At 73.8% G+C, this 24,434-nt stretch carries 16 protein-coding genes; 10 read left to right on the forward strand and 6 right to left on the reverse strand.

The window, feature by feature from the left end:
• Window positions 1-20: 20 nt before the first annotated feature.
• Window positions 21-7,481 (reverse strand): type I polyketide synthase, encoded by a 7,461-nt coding sequence (locus IE295_RS14930; RefSeq protein WP_190064113.1) that lies wholly within the window; start codon window positions 7,479-7,481, stop codon window positions 21-23.
• Between the two features lie 232 nt (window positions 7,482-7,713).
• On the opposite strand from IE295_RS14930, the gene IE295_RS14935 reads away from it, so the two are divergent.
• Window positions 7,714-8,742 carry a 3-oxoacyl-ACP synthase III family protein gene (locus tag IE295_RS14935; RefSeq protein ID WP_224323261.1) on the forward strand — a complete coding sequence of 343 codons (1,029 nt, stop codon included), beginning with the start codon at window positions 7,714-7,716 and terminating at the stop codon, window positions 8,740-8,742.
• A gap of 41 nt (window positions 8,743-8,783) precedes the next feature.
• Here the strand turns inward: IE295_RS14935 and IE295_RS14940 are convergent, their stop codons facing one another.
• Complete coding sequence (locus IE295_RS14940; protein ID WP_224323260.1) at window positions 8,784-9,320, reverse strand: hypothetical protein; 537 nt, start codon at window positions 9,318-9,320, stop codon at window positions 8,784-8,786.
• 181 nt (window positions 9,321-9,501) lie between these two features.
• The gene (locus IE295_RS14945) at window positions 9,502-10,347 is read right to left on the reverse strand and encodes a YwqG family protein (RefSeq protein ID WP_190064114.1); all 846 of its coding nucleotides are present in this window, start codon (window positions 10,345-10,347) and stop codon (window positions 9,502-9,504) included.
• Between the two features lie 223 nt (window positions 10,348-10,570).
• Here IE295_RS14945 and IE295_RS14950 point away from each other — a divergent pair, with 223 nt between their 5' ends.
• Complete coding sequence (locus IE295_RS14950; protein WP_372479047.1) at window positions 10,571-11,869, forward strand: MFS transporter; 1,299 nt, start codon at window positions 10,571-10,573, stop codon at window positions 11,867-11,869.
• A gap of 80 nt (window positions 11,870-11,949) precedes the next feature.
• On the opposite strand, the gene IE295_RS14955 is transcribed toward IE295_RS14950, so the two are convergent.
• Complete coding sequence (locus IE295_RS14955; RefSeq protein WP_190064115.1) at window positions 11,950-14,166, reverse strand: MMPL family transporter; 2,217 nt, start codon at window positions 14,164-14,166, stop codon at window positions 11,950-11,952.
• Between the two features lie 360 nt (window positions 14,167-14,526).
• Between IE295_RS14955 and IE295_RS14960 the strand changes: the two genes are divergently transcribed.
• Entirely contained in the window at window positions 14,527-15,690 is a 1,164-nt protein-coding gene (locus tag IE295_RS14960; RefSeq protein WP_224323259.1) for a sensor histidine kinase, read from the forward strand.
• Between the two features lie 8 nt (window positions 15,691-15,698).
• On the forward strand, window positions 15,699-16,424 hold the full coding sequence (locus IE295_RS14965) for a response regulator (RefSeq protein ID WP_190064388.1): 726 nt from the start codon (window positions 15,699-15,701) through the stop codon (window positions 16,422-16,424).
• A gap of 75 nt (window positions 16,425-16,499) precedes the next feature.
• Here the strand turns inward: IE295_RS14965 and IE295_RS14970 are convergent, their stop codons facing one another.
• Entirely contained in the window at window positions 16,500-17,033 is a 534-nt protein-coding gene (locus IE295_RS14970; RefSeq protein ID WP_190064117.1) for a secondary thiamine-phosphate synthase enzyme YjbQ, read from the reverse strand.
• Window positions 17,034-17,123: 90 nt separating this feature from the next.
• The gene (locus IE295_RS14975; RefSeq protein WP_190064118.1) at window positions 17,124-18,368 is read right to left on the reverse strand and encodes an MFS transporter; all 1,245 of its coding nucleotides are present in this window, start codon (window positions 18,366-18,368) and stop codon (window positions 17,124-17,126) included.
• A 248-nt stretch (window positions 18,369-18,616) separates the two neighbouring features.
• Here IE295_RS14975 and IE295_RS14980 point away from each other — a divergent pair, with 248 nt between their 5' ends.
• Genes IE295_RS14980 through IE295_RS15005 form a run of 6 tightly spaced genes read left to right on the forward strand, consistent with a single transcriptional unit; the run spans window position 18,617 to window position 24,419 of the window.
• Window positions 18,617-19,822 (forward strand): 3-dehydroquinate synthase family protein, encoded by a 1,206-nt coding sequence (locus tag IE295_RS14980; protein ID WP_190064119.1) that lies wholly within the window; start codon window positions 18,617-18,619, stop codon window positions 19,820-19,822.
• 57 nt (window positions 19,823-19,879) lie between these two features.
• Window positions 19,880-21,094 (forward strand): sedoheptulose 7-phosphate cyclase, encoded by a 1,215-nt coding sequence (locus IE295_RS14985; RefSeq protein WP_224323257.1) that lies wholly within the window; start codon window positions 19,880-19,882, stop codon window positions 21,092-21,094.
• Window positions 21,087-21,815, forward strand: coding sequence for a cupin domain-containing protein (locus tag IE295_RS14990; protein ID WP_190064120.1), 729 nt, complete (start codon window positions 21,087-21,089; stop codon window positions 21,813-21,815). Before IE295_RS14985 ends, IE295_RS14990 begins: the two co-directional genes overlap by 8 nt.
• Window positions 21,812-22,213: a cupin domain-containing protein gene (locus IE295_RS14995; protein ID WP_190064121.1), complete on the forward strand. Its 402-nt coding sequence runs from the start codon at window positions 21,812-21,814 to the stop codon at window positions 22,211-22,213. The genes IE295_RS14990 and IE295_RS14995 overlap by 4 nt, the downstream gene beginning before the upstream one ends.
• Window positions 22,210-22,866 (forward strand): VOC family protein, encoded by a 657-nt coding sequence (locus IE295_RS15000; protein ID WP_190064122.1) that lies wholly within the window; start codon window positions 22,210-22,212, stop codon window positions 22,864-22,866. The genes IE295_RS14995 and IE295_RS15000 overlap by 4 nt, the downstream gene beginning before the upstream one ends.
• Complete coding sequence (locus tag IE295_RS15005) at window positions 22,863-24,419, forward strand: GMC oxidoreductase (protein ID WP_190064123.1); 1,557 nt, start codon at window positions 22,863-22,865, stop codon at window positions 24,417-24,419. Before IE295_RS15000 ends, IE295_RS15005 begins: the two co-directional genes overlap by 4 nt.
• Window positions 24,420-24,434: the final 15 nt, after the last annotated feature.

A 24,434-nucleotide genomic window follows, 5' to 3' on the forward strand; every position in this document is an offset into this window, starting at 1 on the left:
CCGGACGCCGGGGAAGGGCGTCAGGGAGACGGGTGGATGCCCAGGCGGTCGTGGATCAGCTGGGCGAAGTGGGTCAGTGTGCGTCCGCTGCCCATGAGTTCGCTGGGCGGAATGTGGATGTCGAAGTATTCGCGGGCGTGGAGGATGAATTCGGCGCCCATGAGCGAGTCCAGGCCGAAGTCCTCGAGGGGACGGTCGGGGTCCAGTTCGGACGGATCGGTGTGCAGGACGGTGGCGAGGTGCCGGCCCAGGATGTCGATGATGGCCCGCACGGCGTCCTCGGGCGACATCGCGGCCAGGGTACGGGTCAGTTCCTCACGGGTGTCGTCGGTGTCCGCAGCGCCGGAAGGGACGAGGCCGGCGTAGCGGGGGGTGGCGAGGAGCGGGAGCAGACGACGGGCCCGGGTCCAGCGGTAGCGGCCGATGCCGGCGACGTCGGTGTCCGTCGCCAGGAGGTCGTCGGCCGCCGCGAAGGCCTCGCCGGGGGCGATCGGTTCGAATCCGAGTCCGGTCATCGTGGCCGTCAGGCCGCTGCGGGCGACGTACCCGGTGTCGCCGATCGGGCCCCAGGCGATCGCGGTGGCGGGCCGCCCGGCGTAGCGGCGGGCCCGTGCCAGGGCCTCCAGGTAGGCGTTCGCGGCGACGTACGGCGCCTGCGCGAGATTGCCGGTGGCCGCCGTGACCGATGAGTACAGCAAGAACAGGCTGAGGTCGTGGCCCGCGGTGAGCCGGTCCAGGACGTCGGCCCCCGCGGCCTTGGGGGAGAGGACGGCGGCGAAGCGGTCGTCGCTCAGGTCGGACAGTGGCGCGTCGTCCAGGTGCATGGCGCAGTGGACCACCCCGCGCAGGGGATGCCCGGTGGCGTCCACGGCGGCGATCACCCGGCGCATGGCGTCCTCGTCGGTGACATCGGCGGCGTACGGCGTGGCCCGTACGCCGCGCCGGGCGAGCCGCTCCAGCACGTCGCCGGCCTCGGGCGCCCCGGCCCCTCGACGGCCGACCAGCGCCAGGTGGCGGGCGCCGCGGTCGGCGAGCCAGCCGGCGGTGGCCGCGCCGAACCCTCCCAGCCCGCCGGTGATCAGATACGTACCGTCCCCGTCCAACACCGGTACGGCCGTGAGGGGTTCGACGGGCACGGGCTCGTCCAGCGGGTCGAACGCGATGACGACCTTCCCGGTGTGGCGGGAGTGCTGCAGCAGCCGGAAGGCCTCGTCGACGCGGGAGGCGGGATGGACGGTGTGCGGAAGCGGACGGTAGTCCCCGGTGGCCACCTTCGTCGTGGTGTCGTGCATCAGCCGGCGGCCGCGCACCGGGTCGAAGACGATGCTGTCGAGGTTGAATCCGAGGAAGGTGATGCTGCGGTGGAAGGGGCGCAGCAAGAGGGGGTTGTTGAAGAAGATGTCGCGCTTGCCGAGTTCGATGAAGCGGCCGTTGGGGCGGAGCAGGTCGAGGCTCTGGGCGATGGCCTCGCCGCTGAGGGAGTTGACGACGATGTCGACGCCCCGTCCGTCGGTCAGTTCCCGCACGCGGGGCGCGAAGTCCAGGGTGCGGGAGTCCAGGGCGTGCTCGACGCCGAGGGTGCGCAGGAGGTCGCGTTTGGCCTCGGTGCCCGCCGTGGCGATCACGCGCAGGCCCAGGTGCCGGGCGCACTGGACGACGGCCAGGCCGACGGCCCCGGCCCCGCCGTGCACCAGCACGGTCTCGCCGGGCAGTGGCCGCGCCTCGTCGACGAGGGTGTGGTGAACGGTGAAGAAGGCCACCGGGAAGGTCGCCGCCTCGGCGAAGCTCATGCCGTCGAGGACGGGGCAGGCGGTGAGGGCGGGCATGACGGCGTGGGAGGCGAGCGCCGCGGACATCAGCCCGCAGACCCGGTCGCCCACCGCGAAGCCCATGACCCCGTCACCGACGGCACTGACGACGCCCGCGCCGTCGGTGCCCAGCCCGCGGCTGAGCGGCGTGCCCTCGACGGCTTCGGGCGGCAGCAGTCCGTTGGCGCGCATCGGGTCGCGGTAGTTCAGCGCGACGGCGCGCATCTCCACCACGATCTCGCCGGGCCCCGGGCGGAGCGGTTCCGTCTCCCGCCACACGAGCCGGCGGGAGAGCCCGGGGTTGCGCACTTCGAGGACGTACGGCGTACGGGCCGGGACGGCGGCGGGCTGGTCGGCCGGGCGCTGGACCTGGCGCGGTACGAACCGGCCGCCCCGGGTGAGCACGACCTCGTCCTCGTCCGTGGGCATGAGCAGCTCGTCGGCCAGCCGGCGGGCATCGGCGGCCGGATCGCCCGTGCGGTCCAGGGAGATCCGGCGCATCCGGAGTCCGGGCTGTTCGTTGGCGAGGGTGCGGGCGGTGCCCCACACGGCCGCGTCGGCGGGGTGGGCGGGGCGCTCCGGGGCGGGGAACAGTCCGCTGGGACGGGTGACCAGCCACACGTGGGGGCGTGTGCCCTCCGGCCGTTCGGCGCAGACGGCGGCGAGGGCGCGCAGGACGGCGGCGCGGCGTGTCGTACGGGAGACGGTCTCGCGAGGGCCATCCGGGCCGTCCGGGTACGGGGACGCGCCCAGGAGGAGGACGAGGCCCGTGGGGTTCGCGGACAGCGCGGCGGCCCAGGTGGACGCCTCGTCGCCGGCGCCGACGACCGCGCAACCGCTCAGTAGACCGGACAGGGCGTGAGCCGTCGGTGCCTCGTCGGGGGTCTCGGTGGCGACGACCCAGGTGGTGGCCGGTTCCGGTGCATGCGGGTCGTCCGGTGCGCCCGAATCCGCTGCGCCCGGATCCCGTACGGACGATGCGCGCGGTACGGGACCGACCGCCGGAGGGCGAACCGCGGCGGCCAGCAGCACGGAACGGTCGTCGGTCCCCGTCCGCACCGTACCCGCGAAGCCGCACTCCCCGAGCAGAGCAACCCACCGGTCCTGGGACAGCAGCGACGTCTCGGGGCGCAGGGTGTGGTCGTGGCGCTGCCAGAAGGCATCGGTCGCGCCGAAGAGGAGGGCCGTCCGCCGCGCGTCATGGGACTCCGCGGCGAGCAGGTGACCGCCGGGGGCGAGCAGGGTGCGGACGCGGCCCAGCGCTTCGGTCAGATCGGCCGCGGTGTGCAGGGCGTCGTCGGCCACGACCACGTCGAACCCGCCGTCGCGGAAGTCCTGGGCGAGGGGATCGGTGTCCAGGTCGAGCGTCCGGTACTCGACGAAGTCATAGGCGGCGAAGCGGTGTCCGGCGGCGGCGAAGCCGGCTGCCGAACGGTCGGTGCACGTGTAGCGGGTACGGTCCGCAGGCAGTAGGGGGAGCAGCGCCGCGGTGAGGGCGTGGGCACCGGCGCCGAGCTCCAGTACGCGCAGGGGGCGGTCGTCCGGCCAGCGGCGGACGATCTCGCCGAGCAGGGCCTGGGCCACGCGATGGGCGAAGCGGTGGAGAGGTGCCGCTTCGCGCAGCTGCTCGTACGCGGGGTCACCGGGCCGAAGGAGCGGTCGCGCCTCCGCCGCGTCGTCGCGCAGTACCTCCGGCAGGTGCCGCAGATGCGAGTTGAGGTGCGTGGTCTCGGTGATGAACGCCGGATGATCCTCCACCAGCGCCCTCAGCAGCTCCTCGGAACGCGGTCGTCGACCGGTCAGTCGCCACCGGCCGTCGTCGGCGAGGCGGGCCAGGTCGTACTGTGCGACGAGCGGGAGCATCAGGCGCGCCAGCCGGCGGTGCCGGGGCTGAAGTCCCCCCGCCGTGAGGTCGGAAAGGCCGAACGGGGCGGCCGGGTCGGCGAGCAGCCCGGCCACCGCCGCGGCCCAGCAATGGGCCGCCGTCTCGTTGACCGCGGCCGTGAAGCGCTCGTGACCCGTCTCCCGCAGGGCGTCGCGCAGCCGGGCGATCCGGTCCCGCGCGGCGGCCGCCAGACCGGCGGGCGGGGGCAGCGGCGAGGGGGCGGCCGGGACGGCCGGGTGCGGGGCGGCGCGCAGGACCGTGTGCTGGACGGTCAGCGGGGTGTGGTCGGTGTTGTACGTACGCCGCGTACGGAACCCCGCGATCTCCGCGGTGACCGTCCCGTCCTCGTCGGCGTAGACGACGTCCCAGCAGTACTCCGTCTCGGTGTGGCTGCGCCGGCGCAGGTGCATGACGCCGGTGGGCGCGGGGGTGCGCCAGACCTTCACCGAGTCGAAGGAGGAGGGCAGGTAGGCGTGGCCGGCGCGCATGCGCTGCTCCACCAGCGCGACGGTGGCCTGGAAGGGGCCGTCCAGCAGCACCGGGTGCACGGTGTAGGCGTCGCCGGGCTCCTCGTGCCGGTAGGAGGCGAGCAATTCGCCGTCGCCGACCCGCACTTCGGTCAGCAGCTGGAACAGCGGCCCCACGCCCAGGCCGACGCTGTGGCAGGTCGCGTAGAAGTCCGCGCTGCTGACGGTACGGGGGCAGCGGGCGCGCAGCGCTTCGGGGTCGAGCGGCGCGGGCGGCGTGCCGAGCAGGGTGCGGACCTGGGCGCGCACGACCGTATGGCAGTCGCCGCCGCGCCCTTCGCCGCTGCTGATGGCCAGCGCGCCGTCCTCGAGTGTCACGGCGGTCTGCAGGCGGGTGGTGCCGGGGTCGGGCCAGGTGAGGGGGAGGGGACGGGCGATGCCCAGGTGGCGCACTTCCACCGGCCGGTTCAGCGCGCGGCGTCCGGCGGACAGGGCCATCTCGACGTACGCGGCGGCGGGCATCAGCACCGAACCGGCGATCTTGTGGTCGCCCAGCCAGGGCACCAGCTGCGGCTCGACGGCGCCGTCCCACGACGGATGGGGGGCGGGGAGGCGTTCGCCCAGCAGGGGGTGGTCGAGCCGGCCGGTGCCGCTGGTGCGCAGGACGAGGTCGTGCGGGGTGCCGAGCCAGTGCCGTTCGCGCTGCCAGGGGTAGGCGGGCAGGTCGGTGACCCGGCCGGGCCGGGGGAAGTGGGCCCGCCAGTCGGTCTCGGCGCCGGCCGCGAGCAGGGTCGCCACGGCGGCGGCCGCCTCGCGGGGGCCGTCGCCGTCGCGCCGGAGGGTGGGGACGTACAGGGCGCCGGGGCGTCGCAGGTAGGGACGCAGCACGGGGTGCGGTCCGATCTCGACGAGGATGCCGGCGTGGTCGTCCAGGACGTGGGCGACGGCTTCGTGGAAGCGGACCGGTTCGCGGACGTTGCGCCACCAGTAGTCGGCGGTCAGCTCCTCGCCGGTCAGGGCCGTGCCGGTGACGGTGGAGACGAAGGGGATACGGGCGCGGGCGGGCTCCAGCCCGGCCAGCGCCGCCCGCAGCGGGTCCGCGAGCGGGTCCATGGCACGGCTGTGGAAGGCGTAGTCGAGCCCGAGGTCGTGGAAGAAGACGCCGCGGGCCTCCAGTCGCGCGCCCAGGTCGGCCAGGGCCTCCGCGTCGCCGGCGACGGTGGCCCCGTCGGCGCCGTTGATCCCGGCGACCTCCAGGGCGCCGGCGTAGCGGGCCAGTTCCTCCCGGATCGCTTCTTCGGGGAGCGCGACGGCGGCCATCCGGCCGGCGCCCGCCGTGGTGCCCTGGGCGCGGCTGCGTTCGGCGACCACCCGGGCGGCCTGCTCGAGGGTCAGCGCCCCGGCCGCATGGGCCGCGGCCACTTCGCCGACGCTGTGCCCGACGACGGCCGCCGGCCGCAGCCCGTTGGCCGCGAGCAGCGCGGTCAGAGCCACCTGGACGACGAACAGGGCGGGCTGGGCCACCTCGGTGCGCTGCCATCGGGGCGCGTCGGGCCGGGCCAGCTCCTCGGTCACCGACCAGCCCAGATGCGGCGCCAGCGCGGCGTCGGCCTGTTCGGCGGCCGTACGGAAGGCCGCCGTACGGAAGACGGCATCGCCCGCCAGCAGGTCTGCGGCCATGCCGGGCCACTGGGAGGCATTGCCCGAGAAGACGTACGCCACCGTGGGACGGTCGGCCTTGCGGGCCAGGGCGCCGCGGGCGGGCGTATCCGCGAGGAGCCGGTCCAGCGCGTCGGCGGCCTCGCCCGGTCCGTCGGCCAGGACGGCGGCGCGGTGCGGGTGGGCGGTGCGGCGCCGGGTGGTGGTGTGGGCCAGGTCGTAGAACTCCTCGGGCGTCGCCACCCGGAGGCGTTCCGCGACGCGTGCGGTGAGCTCCCGCAGCGCCTTCGCCGAGCGGGCGGAGACGACCACGGGGAGCGGGCCGCGGGTGCCCGGCTCCTCGCCGCCCGGCTCCTCGCGGTGCGCCGGAGCCGGCGGTGCGGTGACCACGGCGTGGGCGTTGGCTCCGCCGAACCCGAAGGAGTTCACCCCGACCGCCGCCCGGGGCCCGCGCGGAAGCTCGACGGGTTCGACGGTCGGCGCCAGGCCCAGGCCGGTGAAGTCGATGGCCGGGCTGAGCGGCAGGGCGTGGAGCGTGGCCGGGGCCACGCCGTGGCGCAGGACCAGGAGGGCCTTGAGCAGGCTCGCCATGCCGGAGGCCGGTTCCAGATGGCCCAGGTTGGACTTGACGGAACCGATCGGCAACGGTCCCACCGTCCGGCGCCGTCCGAGGGCCCGTCCGATCGCCCGTGCCTCGGCCGGGTCCCCGGCGGTGGTGCCCGTGCCGTGCGCCTCGAAGTACACCAACTCGTCCGGTGCCACCCCCGCCCGCCCGTACACGGCGTGCAACAGCGCTTCCTGGGCCTGCGGGCTGGGCAGGGCCAGGCCCTGGGTGCGGCCGTCGCAGTTGCTCGCGGTACCGGCGATCACCGCGTGGATCCGGTCCCCGTCGGCCAGCGCGTCGGCCAGCCGCTTGAGGACGACCACGCCCCCGCCCTCGGCCCGTACGAAGCCGTCGGCCTCGGCGGAGAAGGTCGCGCACCGGCCGCGCGGCGAGAGCATGCCCGCGTGGGAGAACCCCGCGAAGGAGAAGGGGGTGCCCAGCACGTTGACGCCGCCCACGAGTGCGGCGCGGCCGGTGCCGTCCAGCAGGGTCCGGCAGGCGCGGTCGAGCGCCACCAGCGCGGAGGAACAGGCGGTGTCGATCGCCATGCTCGGTCCGCGCAGGTCGAAGCAGTACGAGAGCCGGTTCGCCGCGATCGAGAGGGTGGACCCGCTCATCGTGTAGGGGTTGGCGTACTCCGCCACGGTCCCCTGGACCGTGCCGTAGAACGGATCGGAGATGCCGACGAACACGCCGGTCTCCGACCCGGCGAGCGATTCGGCGGGGATCCCGGCGTCGTCGAGCGCCTCGGCGGCCATCTCCAGCAGGAGCCGCTGCTGCGGATCCATGGCCTCGGCCTCCTTCGGCGCGATGCCGAAGTAGGCGGCGTCGAAGCCGGCCACGTCGTCCAGGAAGCCCCCGGCCGCCGTGTAGCTCCGGCACGGGCGGAGGGCGCCGGGGTCCACGAAACGGGCCTTGTCGAACCGGTCCGCCGGCACCTCGCCGACCGCGTCGCGGCCCTCGCGCAGGGCCTCCCACAGGCTCGCCAGATCCGAGATCCCTCCGGGCAGCCGGCAGCCGGCCCCCACAATGGCCACCGCGTGGTCGTCGCACTCCATCCTCAGCCCCCGTCCGAGTCACACGTGGCCTGTCGGTATGCACGGGTTCGTATGCACGAGTTCGTATATTCCTACCCGGCCCGGGGATCGATAAGTGCTGTTCAGTGCTTTCCAGCTGACTCGCCAAGGTATTGGGGGAATCAACGGAGAACGGCACGGTGTCCTGTGCACCCCGTGCGTGAATTCCGTGAAGAATGGCCTGTTTTGGGGCCGTGCTCGCTACCGTGGCCGGGTGTCACCACCCCGCCGCGCCCGCCTGGTGTCGACCGCTGTGCACCTGCCGCCCCGCTACCGGACCATGGAGCAGACCCGGGTGGCCATGGCCGCGGCGAAGAGCCCCTTCGTCCCGCCGCCCGGCCTGCTGGAGGACCTCACCGGCGTACGCGGGGTGCACGTCAGGGCCGACGACGAGCAGGCGTCCGACCTCGCGGTCGCGGCCGCCGTCAAGGCACTGGAGGAGGCGGGAACGGGAATCGGAGAGATCGACCTGCTGCTGTTCGCCTCCAGTGGCCAGGACCTCGTCGAACCCGCGACCGCCCACATCGTGGCCGCCAAACTCGGCGCCTTCTGCCCGGTGTTCGACGTGAAGAACGCCTGCAACAGCGTGCTCAACGCGCTGGAGACGGCGGCGGCCTTCATCGAGAACGGCCGCTACCGCACCGTCCTGATCGCCTGCGGGGAGACGGCGACCCTGACCGCCCGCCTGCACGCGCCCGACCACGCGACGTTCATGCACCACCTGCCCGGCTACACCGTCTCCGACGCCGGCGCCGCCCTCGTCCTGACCGCCGGCCCGGCCGGACCGGACGACCCCGGCGTACTCCGCACGGTCTTCGCGGCCGACTCCACCGCCTGGGAGGCCTGCACCGTCGCGGCCGGCGGCTCGATGCACCCGCGCTCCACCCACGACGACCACGTCTGCCTCCGGCTCAACGACGACGAACTGACCCGGACCGGCCGCCGCATGGCCGGCTTCGTGCTGGAGCACGCCGAGGAGGAGATGGCGCTGGTGCGCGACAGCGTCTTCATCGCCGTCCACCAGATCTCCATGCCGCAGTTCCACGAGGCGATCGACGCCCTCGGCCTGCCGGCGAACCGCTTCCAGGCCACGGTGGACCGCTACGGCAACGCGGCGTCCGCTTCCCTCCCGCTGCAACTGACCGTGGCCCAGCGCTCCGACCGCGTCATGCCCGGCGACACCGTCTCCCTCATCGGCCTGGCCAGCGGCTTCAGCATCGGGCTCGCCGTGATCCGGCTGTGAGCGAGACCCGCCCCGGGGCTACGCCAGGAACTGTCCCCCCTTCAGTCCCAGGGGTTGGCCGGCTGGTCGTTGATGGCCGTCCAGAAGCGGGTGCCGGCGGGGACGTCGCCGTAGGCCCAGTAGCTCCAACCGCCGGAGCTCTCCAGGTTCGGGCCGTATCTGCCGTCGTGGAACTCGGCCATGCGCCAACCCGGGCCGAAGGTGTTCGCGCACACGCCGTCGGCGACCGCGCGGCTGGTCAGGCGAGTGCCGCGGATCGGACGGGTGGCGGCGACGGCCCCCCGCGCCCAGCCCGCGTAGAAGTCGGGGGTGATGCCGGCGGGGGCCGCGCGGCCGTCGATCTTCAGGCACAGCACGGGAAGCGCCGTGGTGGTGGAGGTGTCCCCCTGGTAGGGGTTGCTCAGGGCGCCGCCGCCCACCTGGACCGTTCCGCCGGGTCCGTCCGCGAGCAGGGTCCAGGTCATGGCCTTGCCGCCGGAGTCGGTGGCGGAAGGGGCCGCCGCCGCGGGAGTCATGATGCCTCCCGCGGCAGCGAGCGCCGCCACACCGAGAGCGAGAACCGTCTTCACCGGGCGCATGGCTTCTCCTCACTGACGTGACACGAGACGCATGGCGTTACGGTGGGGAATTCTCTCCGGCCTTCACACAACCTCCTAGGGGAGAACCGGACACCGCGCCGTGGTGCGTCGTCCGGCTCCACCCGGATTCCGGCCCCGCCCCGCGGTTCAGCAGTCCCCGCGGTTCAGCAGTCCCCGCGTTTCAGCAGCACTGCATGGTGAACATCGCCCGGTCGAAGCGGCGCTCGGCGAGATCCCGCGGACGTATGAGCCAGTAGAGAGCACCACAGTCGCCCCACATCATGTCGGCGTCGTCGTCGGTGTCGAACTGCGCCAGCAGGACCCAGCCTTCGGCTTCCTCGTCGATGCGGGGATCGTCCCAGCGCACGTTCTCTCCGAGGGCGCCGTGGGCGATCTCGAGCTCGACCGGGTTCTGCACCGGGTCGGCGTGCCCGCCGACCCGGTGGCCGGGGCCCGCCGAGTGGTCGTACAGCGCGTCGGTGAAGGCCTCGGGCCATCCTCCGTCGGCGGAATCCTGCGTGGAGAACTCGGTGAACGTCTTCTGCACGACCGGATGCCAGATGGTCGGCGCGGTGGGCTCGAGACGGACGGTCAGGGGCACCTCGGGATACGCCTCCAGGCCCTCCGGTACGGCGCGTTCGGTCACCGCCACGCCCGCGGGCACGTACAGCACCCGCGCCCCGGCCCACGTGTCCGGCTCGTCCGGAGCCACGTAGGCCTCGCCGCCGTCGATCTGGCCGTCGAAGTAGAAGAACGACAGCGTGCCGTCGAAAGGCAGCGGGATGTCCAGGGCGTGGGCGGGCAGCGCGGCGCAGTCGACGGAGGCCACGAACGCGAGGGGACCATGCCCCTCCCACACCGGCCACGCCTCGCCCTCGGGCAGTTCCGGCAGCCCGCCGAGCCGGCCGGCCACCGCTTCTCCGGCCGTGGCCTTCACCAGGTTCGCGCCGGGTCGCAGCAGCGAGAGCCACCGTTCGGCGATGTCGGCGGGCAGGTGGGTGCGGGCGATGTCGTGCAGTGCGGTCATGCCGTTGATGATGCACGGCACCACTGACAATCCGGCCGCCGTCGCTCCCGGCCGGCACGCAGGGGCCCGGCGGTGGAGCGGCTCGTGGCCCCGCGAGGCCCGGGCCCACCGGTGAACACCTCACGTGAAAATGATCACTGGACGTCACCACCCGCGAGCGGCAGGTAGTACACCGGTTCCATTGCCGCAAACGGCATCCGCTCTTGCCTACCGGAGATGTCCTGTGACCACAGCCCCCGCTGACCCTCGTCAGGAACCCGGCCCGCCGCAGCCTCCCGCCCGGCGCTTACGCCTGTTCGCCGATGTGACACCCCTTCGCACCTCGGCGGACTTCCGCCGGTTGTGGTGCGGGCACACGGTGTCGTGGGTCGGCCAGCAGATGACCGCGCTCGCGGTCTCCTTGCAGGTCTACGCGATCACGGGCTCGACGTTCTCGGTGGGCCTGGTCGGCCTGTTCTCGCTGTTCCCGCTGATAGCCGCCGGCCTGTACGGCGGCGCGGTCGCCGATACGGTCGACCGCCGGACCCTCGGGCTCGCGACCGCGACGGGCGCGACGGTGCTGTCCGTCGTGCTGGCCACGGCGGCACTGCTGGACCTGCGGCAGGTGTGGCTGCTCTACCTGGTCGTCGCCCTGCAGTCGGTGTGCTTCGCCATGAACAGCCCCGCCCGCACCTCGATGATCCCCAGGCTGCTGCCCAGGGAACAACTGCCCGCCGCCAACGCCCTGACGTCCCTGACGACCAACCTCGGCCTCATGGGCGGCCCGGCCCTCGGCGGTGCCGTCGTCGGGCTGTGGGGCTATCAGGCCGCCTACCTGATCGACGTGGTCGCGTTCTCGGGCTCCCTGTACGCCATGTGGCGGCTCCCGTCGATGCGCCCCGAACCGGCGGACGGGCAGGCGGTGCGGCGACGCGCCTCCGTCCGGGGCGGGCTGCGCTTCCTCGTCACGAGGCCCAACCTGCGCGTCACGTTCGTCGCCGACCTCGCGGCCATGATCCTCGCCCAGCCCAGGGCACTCTTCCCGGCCGTCGCCGGACTCTGGTACGGCGGGGACACGAAGACGGTCGGCCTGCTGGTCGCGGCCCCCGCGGTCGGCGCGGTGCTGGGCGGGCTGTTCTCCGGCTGGCTCGGCCGTATTCACCGGCACGGCCTGGCCATCCTGCTCTCCGTCGCCGCCTGGGGAACGGCCGTCGCCGTCTTCGGACTGACCCGCAATCTGTGGCTGGGCCTGCTCTTCCTGGCGCTCGCCGGGTGCGCCGACAGCATCTCCGCGATCTTCCGCATGACCATGATGCAGGCGGCCACCCCGGACGACATGCGCGGCCGTCTCCAGGGCGTCTTCATCGTGGTGGTCGCGGGCGGCCCGCGGCTCGGCGACTTCGTCGCGGGAACCACCGCGGACCTGGCCTCGCCCTCCTGGGCGGTCGCGGGCGGGGGAGCCGCCTGCGTCGTGGCCGTCGCGCTGATCGCCGCGAAGTGGCGCAACTTCATCCGCTACGACGGGCGTTCACCGCAGCCGTAGGGGCCGCCCCCCGGGTGGATGGGGGAGCGGCCCGGTGCGGGTGCCCGTGGCGTCACGCGCGGACGGGTCAGGAGCTCGGTTCAGTGCACGGAGACCCGGTCGTGGTGCGGCTCGGGGGCCGTGGGCCCGGCGTGGTGGCGGCCGTGGTGGCGGCCCGGACGGACCGGCCACCACGTGCCCCGGCCCAGGATCGCGGCGAGCGCGGGCACCAGCACGATGGAGAGGACGAAGGCGGAGAGCAGGATGCCGAGCGCCGTCGCGAAGCCGATCTGCTGGGTGGAGGGGGCCGCGTTGACGGCGAGGCTGCCGAAGGACGCGGCGAGGACGATGCCCGCCGTGGCGATGGCGGGCGCGGTGTGGCGCACCGCGCGGGCGACGGCCGCGCGGGCCGGGCCGGGGCGCTCCATCTCCTCGCGGATGCGGTCGCTGATCAGGATGTTGTAGTCGGTGCCGAGAGCGACGACGAAGAGGAACAGCACCAGCGGCAGGACGAAGTTGACGCCCGGCTTGTCGAGGAGGTGCTGGAAGAAGAGCGCGGAGGCGCCGAGGGTGGCGGCGAAGCCGAGGCCGACGGCGGCCATGAGCACGGCCGGGGCGAGCAGGCTGCGCAGCAGGACGAGCAGGATGAGGGCGATCAGCACGGCGGCGACCGGGAAGACGATCCTCAGGTCGTGGTCGACGGCGGTGGAGATGTCCGCGAAGATCGCGGCCGTGCCTCCGACATGGGCTTCCAGGCCGGCGGGGGTGTGGCGGGCGACGGTGTCGCGGACGGGACCCGAGACGAGGTCGCGGGCCCGCTGGCTCTGGGCGTCGGCGGTGAGGTAGAGGTCGATGCGCGCGGCGGTGAGGTCGCCGTTGAAGGTGGTGCTGCCGACCTGCCCGACGCCCTTGACCCCGGCGAGGGCCTTGGGCAGGTCGCCGAGTTCTGCGGCGGTGAGGGCGCGGCCGTTCTTGGCGGTGACGTAGACGGTGGCCGGGTCGGACACTCCGGCGGGCAGGGCGCGGGAGATCTCGGCGGAGGTGGCGGCGGCCGGGGTGTCGTGGGTGCCGGCGCCCTGGCCGAAGTCCATCCGGATGCCGATCAGTCCGGCGGCCAGCGCGCCGAGCAGGGCGACGGAGGCCAGCACGAGGGTGAACGGACGGCGGGCGACCAGGTCGCCGATGCGCGCGGCCGTGCCGGGGCGGGGCTCGCGCTTGAGGGCGCGGGAGGGCCAGAACATCTTGCGTCCGGTGACCGCGAGCAGCGCGGGCATCAGGGTCTGGCTGGCCAGCAGCATGACGAGCACCGATACGGCGATGGCGGGGCCGAGCACGCGGAACTGCCCGAACGTCGCGGTGCCGAGGGTGGCGAAGGCCGCCACGATGGTGAGGGCGGCCGAGGTGATCGCGGTGCCGACCCGGGCGCTGACGTCGGCCGCCACGGCGCGCGCCGGCACGTCGGGGTGGGCCCGCAGCTGTTCGCGGAAGCGGAAGAGGAGGAAGAGGAAGTAGTCGACGCCGATGCCGATCAGCACGACGCTGATCATGCTCGGGGTGGAGGCGTCGAGCTTGATGCCGGTGAGCTTCGCGGCGCCGACCACCGCTCCCGCCGCCGCGCCGCCGACGATGACGACCGCCAGCAGGGGCACGAAGGCGGCCAGCACGCTGCGGAACACCAGGATGTTGATCAGCACGATCAGACCGACCATCAGGATGCCGACGACCGTCTGGGTGGTCTTCTCGGCCTCCGCGGTGTCGGCGACGTCGGCCAGGCCCCCCGTGAAGCCGGTGCGCATCCCGGCCCCGGCGAACTCCTCCTTCGCCCGGTCACGGAAGGCGCGGTAGAGGTCGTGCAGGCCGGGGTCCCCGGAGTTGCCGGTCAGCTGTACGGAGAGCAGCTCGAAGCCGCGGTCGGGCGCGACCATGGCGGGGCTGACCGCGGGCGTCTGGGAGTGGTCCTCGATCAGGAAGGAGGGGGTGTCCTCCTTGGGCGCGGGCATCTGGACGCGCTGGCGGCCCAGCCGCTCGGCGACGGCGCCGACGCGGCGGTGGTCGTCCTCCGTGAGGGGTGCGCCGTCGGCGCGGGCGACGAGCACGGTCACCGCGTTGGCGTCGGGCTTCACCCCGAACCGCTTCTCGGCGATCCTCAGTGCGGCGGCCGAGTCGTACTTCGCGGGCAGGAAGTCACCGCTCTGGGTCTGGGTGACGCGGTAGATCAGCGCCTGGCTGAGTGCGGTCAGGAAGATGCCCAGCACCGCCCAGAGGGCGATGACCTTCCATGGGTTGCGGGTGGAGAACCCGGTCAGGGCGCGGATCACTTGTCCTCCGGCGATGGGTGGAGCGCCGGGTTCTCCCGGCCGGTGTCCAGCTCATCAGCGCGGATCGCGCGAATCGTACGAGCGCGGGACGAGAAAGCTCCTGGGAGCGGGGGCCGGGCGGAGCCGCCGACCAGGACCCTGGTCCCAGATCGGGGATCGGCTCAGGGGCCCGGGGCGGGCCCGGCGGGCGGTGCCAGAATGGATCATCAAATGACAGCCGTGCCGTACCGGCAGTGATCAGCGGGGCGGCTGGGGGGAAGGACCGTAATGTCGACGATGCACCCTGCTCTCAGGGGCTCTGGAGCTTCCGGAGGCTCGGGGGGATCCGGAAGCTCGGGGGGATCCGGGGGTTTTCGGGCCGTGCCGAGCGGCGACGCGCTGCCGTGGACGCGCAACGACGCGCTGGTCGCGGTCGGGGCGGCGGTCGTGGACCTGATCGGCTTCACGCTCACCAGCCAGCTCGACCTGGGGTACGTCCCGGCGCTCGGGTGCGTGCTGCTGGTGGTGTCCGCGCTGCCGCTGGTGGCCCGGCGCCGTGCCCCGGTGCTGACGCTCGCTGCCGTCCTGCTCCTGGGCCTGGTGCTGAACCTGAGCGTGCCGGTGGCGCAGCACTTCAACGCCACGGTCGTGGTCGCGCTCTACACGGTCGTACGGTCCAGGGGCGCGGCCGTGGCGGTGCCGGCCACCCTCGTGGCCGTGACGATGCCGCTGGTGGGGCAGACGTCGTGGCCGCGGCCGAGGCTCCTGGACCTGATGGGCAACGGGTCCGCCGGAGCGCTCGTGGTCATCGCCGCGATCGTGATGAACCACTGGCAGCGGGACATCGAAGCCAACCGCCGCATGCTCGCCGATCGCGCGGTGGCCGACGAACGGCGGCGCATCGCACGCGAGCTGCACGACATCGTGGCGCACCACATCACCACCATGCAGCTGATGGCCGGGGGCGCCCGGGCCAACCTCGCCCGTGACCCCGAGGTGGCCAGGGAGGCGCTGGTCACCCTGGAGGGGTCCGGGCGGATGGCGCTGCGCGAGATGCGTCAGCTGCTGGACGTCCTGCGCGCGGGCGACGAGGCGGAGGAGGAGCCGACCGCCCCGCAGCCCGGAGTCGGGGACCTGGAGCGGATCGTCGCCGAGTCGTGCCGGTCCGGTCTGCCCACCGCGCTCGACGTACGGGGCGAGGAGCGCCCGCTGCCGCCGAGCGTGGGCCTGACCGTGTTCCGCATCGTGCAGGAGGCGCTGACGAACACGCGCAAGTACGCGGGCACGGCGCGAGCGTCCGTACGGCTGACGTACGGGCCGGACGGAGTGACGGTGGAGGTGTCGGACGACGGAGCGGGCGCGAGCGCAAGGTCCGGGTCGGGGTCCGGTTACGGCCTGGTCGGGATGCGGGAGCGGGTCGTGCTGCACGGCGGGACGCTGGAGGCCGGGCCGCTGGACGAGGGCGGGTTCCGGGTGTCGGCCCGGCTGCCGCTGACGGCCGATGGACAGCTTCCGCGCAAGACGGAGGAGGGGGCGCTGCGATGAACGACGCGATGAACGACCTGCTGAACTACACGACGAACGACGGGACGGACGCCGTGACGGGCGGGCGGACGATCAGGGTGCTGATCGCGGACGATCAGCCGCTCGTGCGGCGCGGGCTGGCACTGATCCTCGCGCCCGACCCGGCTTTCGAGGTCGTGGGCGAGGCGGGTGACGGCGCGGAGGCGGTGGCCCTCGCCCACCGGATGCGACCGGACGTCGTCGTGATGGACATCCGGATGCCGGTGCTGGACGGCGTCGCCGCGACCGGTCGGCTCGCACAGGAGCTGCCCGGCTGCCGGGTGCTGGCGCTGAGCACCTTCGACATGGACGAGTACGTGGTGGCCGCGCTGCGCGCGGGCGCCTGCGGGTTCCTGCCCAAGGACATCTCGCCCGAGGAACTGGTCGCGGCGGTCCGGGTGGTGCACACCGGGGAGGCCGCGGTCGCGCCCCGGCTGCTGACCCGGCTGATCTCCACGTACGTCAGGGCCCCGCACCGTTCGCAGCCGCCGCCCGTCGCGCACGCGAGCGAGCTCACGCCGCGCGAGCTCCAGGTGTGGCGGCTGATGGCCACGGGGTTCGACAACGCGGAGATCGCGGGGGAGATGGACATCAGTGTGTCGACCGTGAAGAACCACATCACCAGCGTGTTCGCCAAGCTCGGCGTCCGTGACCGGGCTCAGGCGGTGATAGCCGCGTACGAGACGGGGCTGGTCGAGGTGGGCGGGCAGGGGTAGCGGGGCGGACGGACGCCCTGAGGCCGCGAACGTCCCGTCACCCCGCCCTCGCCCCGCCGTCCCGTCCCCCGCCGGCTACCGCCCGGCCGGTGCGACGGCCGTGTGGACCCTGACCAGTAGCTCGCGGGTGCGGGGGCCGTCGAACTCGGCGAGCAGGACCGCCTGCCAGCGCCCCAGGTAGAGCGCGCCCGAGGTGACGGGGATGCTCAGCTCGGGGTGGGTGGCGACGATGGCCCGGGCGTGGGAGTGGCCGTTGTCGCGCTCGCCGTGGACCAGCCGCTCGTGGGGGCCGCGCAGTTTGTCGTGGGCGTAGTAGTGCGTGCTGCTGTGCGGGGCGAGGCGTGCCAGCACGCCGCGCAGGTCCGAGTCCAGCCCGGGATCCCGCTCGTTGACGATCAGGCCGCAGGTGGTGTGGCCGCAGTAGACGTGCAGGGTGCCCTCGGTCACGGCCGCTTCGGCGACCAACTGCCGCAGCGCCGGGGTCAGGTCGACGATGTCTTCCGGCTCGCCGAGGGTGACGGAGAGACGGGCCGATACCGCGATCAGGCTGCCGGCCGGCAGCCTGTCGCGGGAGGTCACGGTGACGCGGGTGTCCGAGAGGGTCGTCATGGCGCCTCCAGAAGGGCCTGTGCCGGTGCGGGGAACACCGCCCCCTGAACGCTGGCAGGCCGACCGGGACAGGGCAACGACCAATCTCGGTCATCTCGCCCGTGCCTCCTCACCTCCCTGCCGCACCGGCCGCAGCCACAACAGCACCGCCGTGGTGGCCGCCAGCAGCGCGACGCACCCGCTGAAGATCAGCCCCGCCTGTCGCAGCCCCAGCGTCACGGCCATGATTCCCACGCCCACCACGGGAATCGAGATCGCCACGTACAGCACCACGAACAGCGCGGACGTGACCTCGGCCCGCCGCTCGGCCGGGCTGAGGTCACCCACCATGGTGACCCCGGCCCGGAACGACAGGCCCTGTCCACCGCCCGCGACGACCGCCCCCGCCACCAGCAGGGGCAGGGAGGCCGTGATCAGCGCGGAGGAGATCATCGCCATGCCCGCCACGAGGACCACGCACCCCCACGGCAGCGCACGGTGGACACCGACGCGTCCCATCAGCAGCTGACCGGCCGTCGACGCGGCGAAGACCGCGAAGACCACCGCGCCGGACACCGCCGGATCGCTCACCCCCACCACCTCGCTCAGGAAGCTCGGTGCCACCGACGTGAACAAACCCAGGGTGGCGAACCCGGCGAACCCGGCCATGGCCGCCGGTACGAAGGCGGGGCGCACCGACGGCGGCACGCGCAGCCGCCGGGGGCCCCGCGACGCACCGCGCCGGTCCCGCACCGTCTCCGGGATCAGCAGCACGCCGACGACGGCCGCCGCCACGAGCACCAGGTCCACGACGAACACCTGCCGGAGCGGGTCCGGCACGTACTGCGCCATCAGGCCCGCGAGCAGCGGCCCGCTGCCCAGCCCGCCCATGTTGGCCGCGGTGGCGACCAGTGTGGCGTACGCGACCCACCGCCGGGGCGCGAGCTCCACGACGGCAGCCGTCGCCGTCCCCGTGAACAGCCCCGCGGACAGCCCCGACAGCACCCGCCCCGCGAACAGCTCGGGCAGCCCGCTCTGGAAGAGGAAGCACATCGCGCTCATCGCCGACAACACCAGCCCGGCCAGCAGCACCGGCCGCCGGCCCACGGAGTCCGACAACTGCCCCAGCAGGAGCAGGGCCACGATGACACCGACGGCGTACACCGCGAAGATCAGCGTCACCATGAACGAGGAGAAGCCCAATTCCCGCTGGTACAAGCCGTAGAGCGGGGTGGGCAGCGTCGTGCCGCACATCGCCACGGCGAACGCGTAGGCGGCCACGGCGAACGGCCGGCCGGTGTCGGTGGCGCGGCCGCGGCCGGCGTCGTCCCCTCGTCGCACGGATGCGTGGTTCATCACCGCGACTGACTATCAGGAACACCCCGCGACGGCCCCGCGCCCCGCGCGCGCCGGCGGTCACGACTCACCGGCTGGGCGAAGCCGCGCCACCTGCGCGACAGCGCGAGCCGGCATCCGTGAAGGGCCCGGGACCGGACGATGAGTCCGCTACGGGACCACGGCCTCATGCGTCCGGGGCCCGGGCACGCCGACGGTGAGAGGACAACGACCACTCCTCGGGCAGTGCCCGGTCTGCGAGCCCCGTCATGTCCACCTCTCAACCGTCCACAACCCTCGACCGGAGCATCGGTTCCGGCGTCACCCGCTTCCCCCTGCAGGTACGGGCCGGCGCCGCATCGTGGGACGAGCTGACCGGCATCGCCCGGCGGCTGGACGCCGACCGCTTCCTGCTCGTCTCCGAACGCGGCATCCCGGCGGCCCACACCGACCGCGTCCTGCACCACCTCGGCAAGGCCGCCCCCACCCGCCTGGTGTGGGCGGCCGGCCCGGCCGCCGTCGGCACCGACGAAGCCGATCCCGGTGCCGTGGTCGTCGCTCTCGGCGGCACGAGCGTCCTCGACGCCGCCGGCCGCCCGGCCGCACGCACCCACCGGGGGCCCGTCCTGCTGCCGACCACGCTGCCCGCCGTCCTGGACACCGCGCTGTCGCTGACCGGCCCCGCCGGGCCGCGCCGCGTACCGGTCCTGGTCCGCGCACAGCTGGAGTTCTTCGACACGCTCGCCCCCGGCGCCGTCCGGCCCGGGCTGTACGCCCTGGTCAGGAATGTCCTGTCCGTGTGTCCCGCCGCCTACGACCAGATCTGCGCCCGGCTGCGCCCGGACGGCAGGTACGACCGGAGCGCGCTGGCCTCGTTCATCGCCCTGTGCGCCGACGCCCGCGCCGTCCTGACCTGCTACGACCCGCTCGAGGACGGCCCCGCCGGGGTGTTCCGGTACGGGCACGCGGTGGCCGACGCCCTGCGCGTGCTCGGCGTCGGCGCCCTGCGGTACGGCGACGCCGTCGCCCAGGGCCTGCTGGTGGCCGCCCGGTGCGCCCGCCGGATGGGACTGCTCGACGCGGAGGGGGAGGCCGCGCACCGGGAGCTGATCGGACGCTGGGGCGCGCCCGACGTCCTTCCTCCGCCCGTCACGGCGGAGGACGTCCTGCGCGCCCTGCGGCACGCGCCGCCCGGCGCCGGTGCCGGCAGCAAGAACATCACCGGCAGCACGGACGCCACAGCCGACCAGGACACCACCGTCGGCATGGTGCTCCTCGAGGCACTGGGACAGCCGCATGTGTCCGGTGGCCGCACCGTCACCGCGGTCGGCGAGGACATCCTGCGGGCCGGCCTGGCGGCGGGCGAGGCGACGACGGACGCCGCGGTGGCCCGCCCCGGCGCCCGGGACACGGCCGGGACACGGTCGGGACCGTCCCCTCATGTGCCCGGGGCGCCGGGACCCGCAGCGTGGTGAAGGACCTTCCGTATTTCCGGCCCCGACCGGGGTCGCACCCTCTGTGAGGAGACCACCGTGACCACCCTGGCCCCCCGTTCCCACCACGGCCTGTTCACCTCCGGCGAGCCGGTCCGCTCCTGGACCGTGAGCACCGCCAAGCCCGTCCGCTACGAGGTGGGCTTCACGCCGGACGTCCTGGATCCGCGCAACCCCGCGCTCGCGGGCGCGGGAGTCCCCGGCGACGGTCCCGCGCCGCCCCGCAGGCTCCTCGTCGTGGAGACCACGGTCGACGAGCTGTACGGCGACCGTGTCCGCGCCTACGGAGCGGCGCGCGGCCTGGAGTACGAGATCCATGTGCTGACCGCCCACGAGCGGCTGAAGACGATGGACGCCGTCTTCTCGGTGGTGGAGGCGATGGACCGGTTCGGCATCGCCCGGCGCAGCGAGCCGGTCGTCGCCCTCGGCGGCGGCGTCCTGCTGGACGTCGTCGGCCTGGCGTGCAGCCTCTACCGCCGCAGCACCCCCTTCGTACGGGTGCCCACCACCCTGGTCGGGCTGGTCGACGCGGGCGTCGGGGCGAAGACCGGGGTGAACTTCGGGCCCCACAAGAACCGGCTCGGCACCTACCACCCCGCCGCGCAGACGCTCCTGGACCCGCGCTTCCTGGCCACCCTCGACCGGCGGCACCTGAGCAACGGCATGGCCGAGATCCTCAAGATCGCGCTGATCAAGGACCGCGACCTGTTCGCCCTGCTGGAGACCCACGGCGGCCGGCTGGTCGGCGAGCACTTCCAGGGCGGCCGGCGCCTTGGCCCGGTCGTACGGGAAGTGCTGGGCCGGTCGGTGCACGGGATGCTGGAGGAACTGCAGGGCAACCTGTGGGAGAGCGAACTGGAACGGGTCGTCGACTACGGCCACTCCTTCAGCCCCACGCTGGAGATGCGCGCCCTGCCCGAGCTGCTGCACGGCGAGGCGGTCTGCCTCGACATGGCGCTGACCACAGTGATCGCCGAACGGCGAGGCCTGGTCCGGCCGGCGGAGCGCCGGCGGATCCTGGACGTGATGCGCGGGCTGGGGCTGCCCGTATGGCACCGGCTGTGCGAACCGGGTGTGCTGGGCGAGGCGCTGGCCGACACGGTCCGGCACCGCGACGGCAGCCAGCGGCTGCCGCTGCCCGCCGGCATCGGCGACGCCGTCTTCGTCGACGACGTGACGCCCGGCGAACTGGCCCGCGCGGCCCGTCGCCTGAGGACGTACCACGCGGCGACCGGGGAGGCCGGTCATGCGTGAGGCAGTCGTCGTCGCGACGGTCCACGACCCGGCCGACGTCCACGGCGTGCACGCCGCCCAGGGCCACTCGCGCTGGACGTGCCTGGCCCGGCGCACCGGGCTGCACGGCCGGTGGGAAGCGGTCGAGTGGGCGTGGCTGCCACCGGGCGGCGTCAGCGGGGAGCACCGGCACTCCCGCACCGAGGAGCTGTACTACGTCCTCGACGGGCAGGGCGAAATCACCCTCGACGGCCGGCCGTACCCGGTCCGCGCCGGCGCGGCCGTCCTCACCGCCCTCGGCCGCCGGCACGGCCTGCGCAACACCGGTCGGGAGCCGCTGTCCTGGCTCGTCATCGAAACACCGGCCGACGCGCTCTCCCGAACCTCCGCGAAGGACACCGACATGCACCGCACCACCGACCCCGACCACGCCGTCATCGCCGACCTCCACCAGGCCGGGCCGGTGGACGCGGCCACCGTGCTCACCGGACCCCTGCGCACCGTGAGAGTGACCCGCCTGCTCCCGGCCGGCTCGGCCGAACTGACCGCCGAGGGCGTCGAGCACACCGTGTACGTCACCGCCGGCGCCGGCACGGCGCGGACCGGAACGACGAGCGTGCCCCTCGCCCCCGGCGTCTCCCTGACCCTGCCCCTGGGCACCGAGGCCCACGTCCGGGCCGGCGTCCACGGCCTGGAGTACTTCCACGCCGTCCTGGACGTCCCCCGAGAGGAACACCAATGATCATCAACGCGAGCCACCGGACGGCCGCCCTCCACACCGGCGGCCGGGAACCCCTCCGCATCCGCTGCCTGGCCCGGCGCGGCATGCTGCACAGCGAGTGCGAGGCCGTCGACCGGGTGAGCCTGGCGCCCCACGCGCACTACGACCTCGTCGGCCGGGGCGGCACCGAAGCGGCCTGGTACGTCCTGCGCGGCCCGCTCACCGCCCGGTGGACCGGCGCCCCGCCCACCACCGCCGTGCTCGGCGACCGCGACCTGGTCCTGGCCCGCACCGCAGAGGACCTCACCCTGCGGGCCGGCCCGGAAGGCGCCGAACTGCTGTGCCTGACCGTGACACCGCCGGCCGTGACCCGGCACCTTCCGCCCCGTACCCCCGACACGACCAAGGACCGGACATGACCACCAACGCCCCAGCCGCAGCCCCCGCCACCGCCACCTCTTCCTCCGCCCCCGGCCTGCGCGCCGTCCATCACGTCGCCTTCACCGTGCCCGACCTCGACGAGGCGGTCGCCTTCTTCACCGACGTGCTGGGCGCCGAAACGGCCTACCGCACCGGCCCCATCGCCGACCCCGACCCCGACGGCGACTGGATGCACCGGCAGCTCGGCGTCGACCCGCGGGCCACCGCACACATCGCGATGCTGCGCCTGGGCCCCACCCTCAACCTCGAGCTGTTCGAGTACGGCGGCCCGGGCCGGCGCCGGCGGATGCCCCGCAACAGCGACTGGGGCGGCCACCACCTGGCGCTGTGGACGGACGACTTCGACGCCTGCGTCCGTCACCTCACCGCCACGCCGGGCGTACGGATGCTCGGCGAGCCGCAACAGGTCGGCGAAGGCCCCATCCGCGGCACCCGGTGGGTGTACTTCACCACCCCCTGGGGCCAGCACCTCGAACTCGTCCATGCCCCGGACCACCAGCCCTACCAGGACCACACCGCCGTACGCCTCTACCAGCCGCAGGCCCCCGAGTCCGGCAAGAGACACGGCACAAGGCACGACACGACGCCCGGCACGACGCAGGACACCACGCACGAAAGGAGAAGGACATGACCGGCATCTGGGGGCCGGGCACCCCGCCGGTGGTCCGGCGCGACGCCACCCGCTACGACGCCGACGTCCTCGTGATCGGCTCCGGGGCCGGGGGAGCGACCGTGGCCTGGGCCCTCGCCGGGACCGGCGCCCGCGTCCTCGTCGTCGAGCGCGGCGGCTTCCTCCCCCGCGAAGAGGCCAACTGGTCGCCGGAGGCCGTCTTCGGCGACGGCCGCTACCGCAACGCCGAGACCTGGCACACCACCGGCGGCACGGCCTTCACCCCCGCCACCCACTACTACGTCGGCGGCACCACCAAGGTCTACGGGGCGAGCCTGCCCCGGCTGCGCGAGAGCGACTTCGAGGCCGTCGAGCACCTGGACGGCACCTCCCCGGCCTGGCCCTTCGGCTATGCCGAGCTGGAGCCGTACTACGCCGAGGCCGAGCGCCTCTACCGGGTGCACGGCCGGTGCGGCCACGACCCCACGGAGCCGGCCCGCTCCGGCCCCTACCCCCACCCGCCCGTCCCGCACGCGCCCCGCATCGCGGAGCTGGAACAACGCCTGCGCGCCCAGGGACTCAACCCCCACCCCCTCGAACTCGGCATCGACCTGGCCGACGGCGGTACGTGCGTACGCTGCGGCACCTGCGACGGCTTCCCCTGCCGTGTCGGCGCCAAGAGCGACGCCGAGACCCGCGCCCTGCGCCCCGCACTGCGCGCCCCGTCGGTCCGGCTGCTCACCCACACGTACGTCTCCCGGCTGCGCACCGACCCGTCCGGGCGCACGGTCACCGCCGTCGAGGCCACGAGGAACGGCCACCGGGTCACCCTCACCGCCGGCACCGTCGTCGTCTCCTGCGGGGCGGTCAACTCCGCGGCACTGCTGCTCCGCTCCGCCGGCGGTGCCCACCCCGGAGGGCTGGCCAACGGCAGCGGCCTGGTGGGGCGCAACCTGATGCTGCACCACAACAGCATGCTGATGGCCGTCGCCCCCCGGCACCGCAACCCGGCCGTCTTCCAGAAGACCCTGGCCGTCAACGACTTCTACCGGGCGGGCGCCCTCACCCCCGACCCGCTGGGCAACCTGCAGCTGATGGGCAAGGTCCACCCCGCGGCCATGGCGACCGCGCACCCGCGCGTGCCCCGCCGCGTCCTGGGCGGGCTGGCGGCCCACAGCGTCGACTGGTGGCTCATCTCGGAAGACCTGCCCCGCCCGGAGAACCGGGTTCTGCCCGGGCCCGACGGCGGCATCACCCTCGACTGGCACCCGGTCAACGCCCGGGCGCACCGGCGCCTGGTGCGCCAGGGGGCACGGATGATGCGCCGGGCCGGCTACCCGCTCGTCCTCACCCATCGCATGGGCGTCGAGCACACCGGTCACCAGTGCGGCACGACCGTCGCCGGCCACGACCCCGCCCGCTCGGTCCTCGACCCCTACTGCCGCAGCCACGAGGTACGCAACCTGTTCGTCGTCGACGGCGGGTTCTTCCCCTCGTCCGCGGCCGTCAACCCGACCCTGACCATCATCGCGCAGGCCCTGCGCGCGGGCAGGAGCGACGCCGTCCTGCCCTGACCCCGTGACAACCCA

The organism is Streptomyces griseocarneus, from assembly GCF_014655595.1.
Taxonomy (GTDB): domain Bacteria; phylum Actinomycetota; class Actinomycetes; order Streptomycetales; family Streptomycetaceae; genus Streptomyces; species Streptomyces griseocarneus.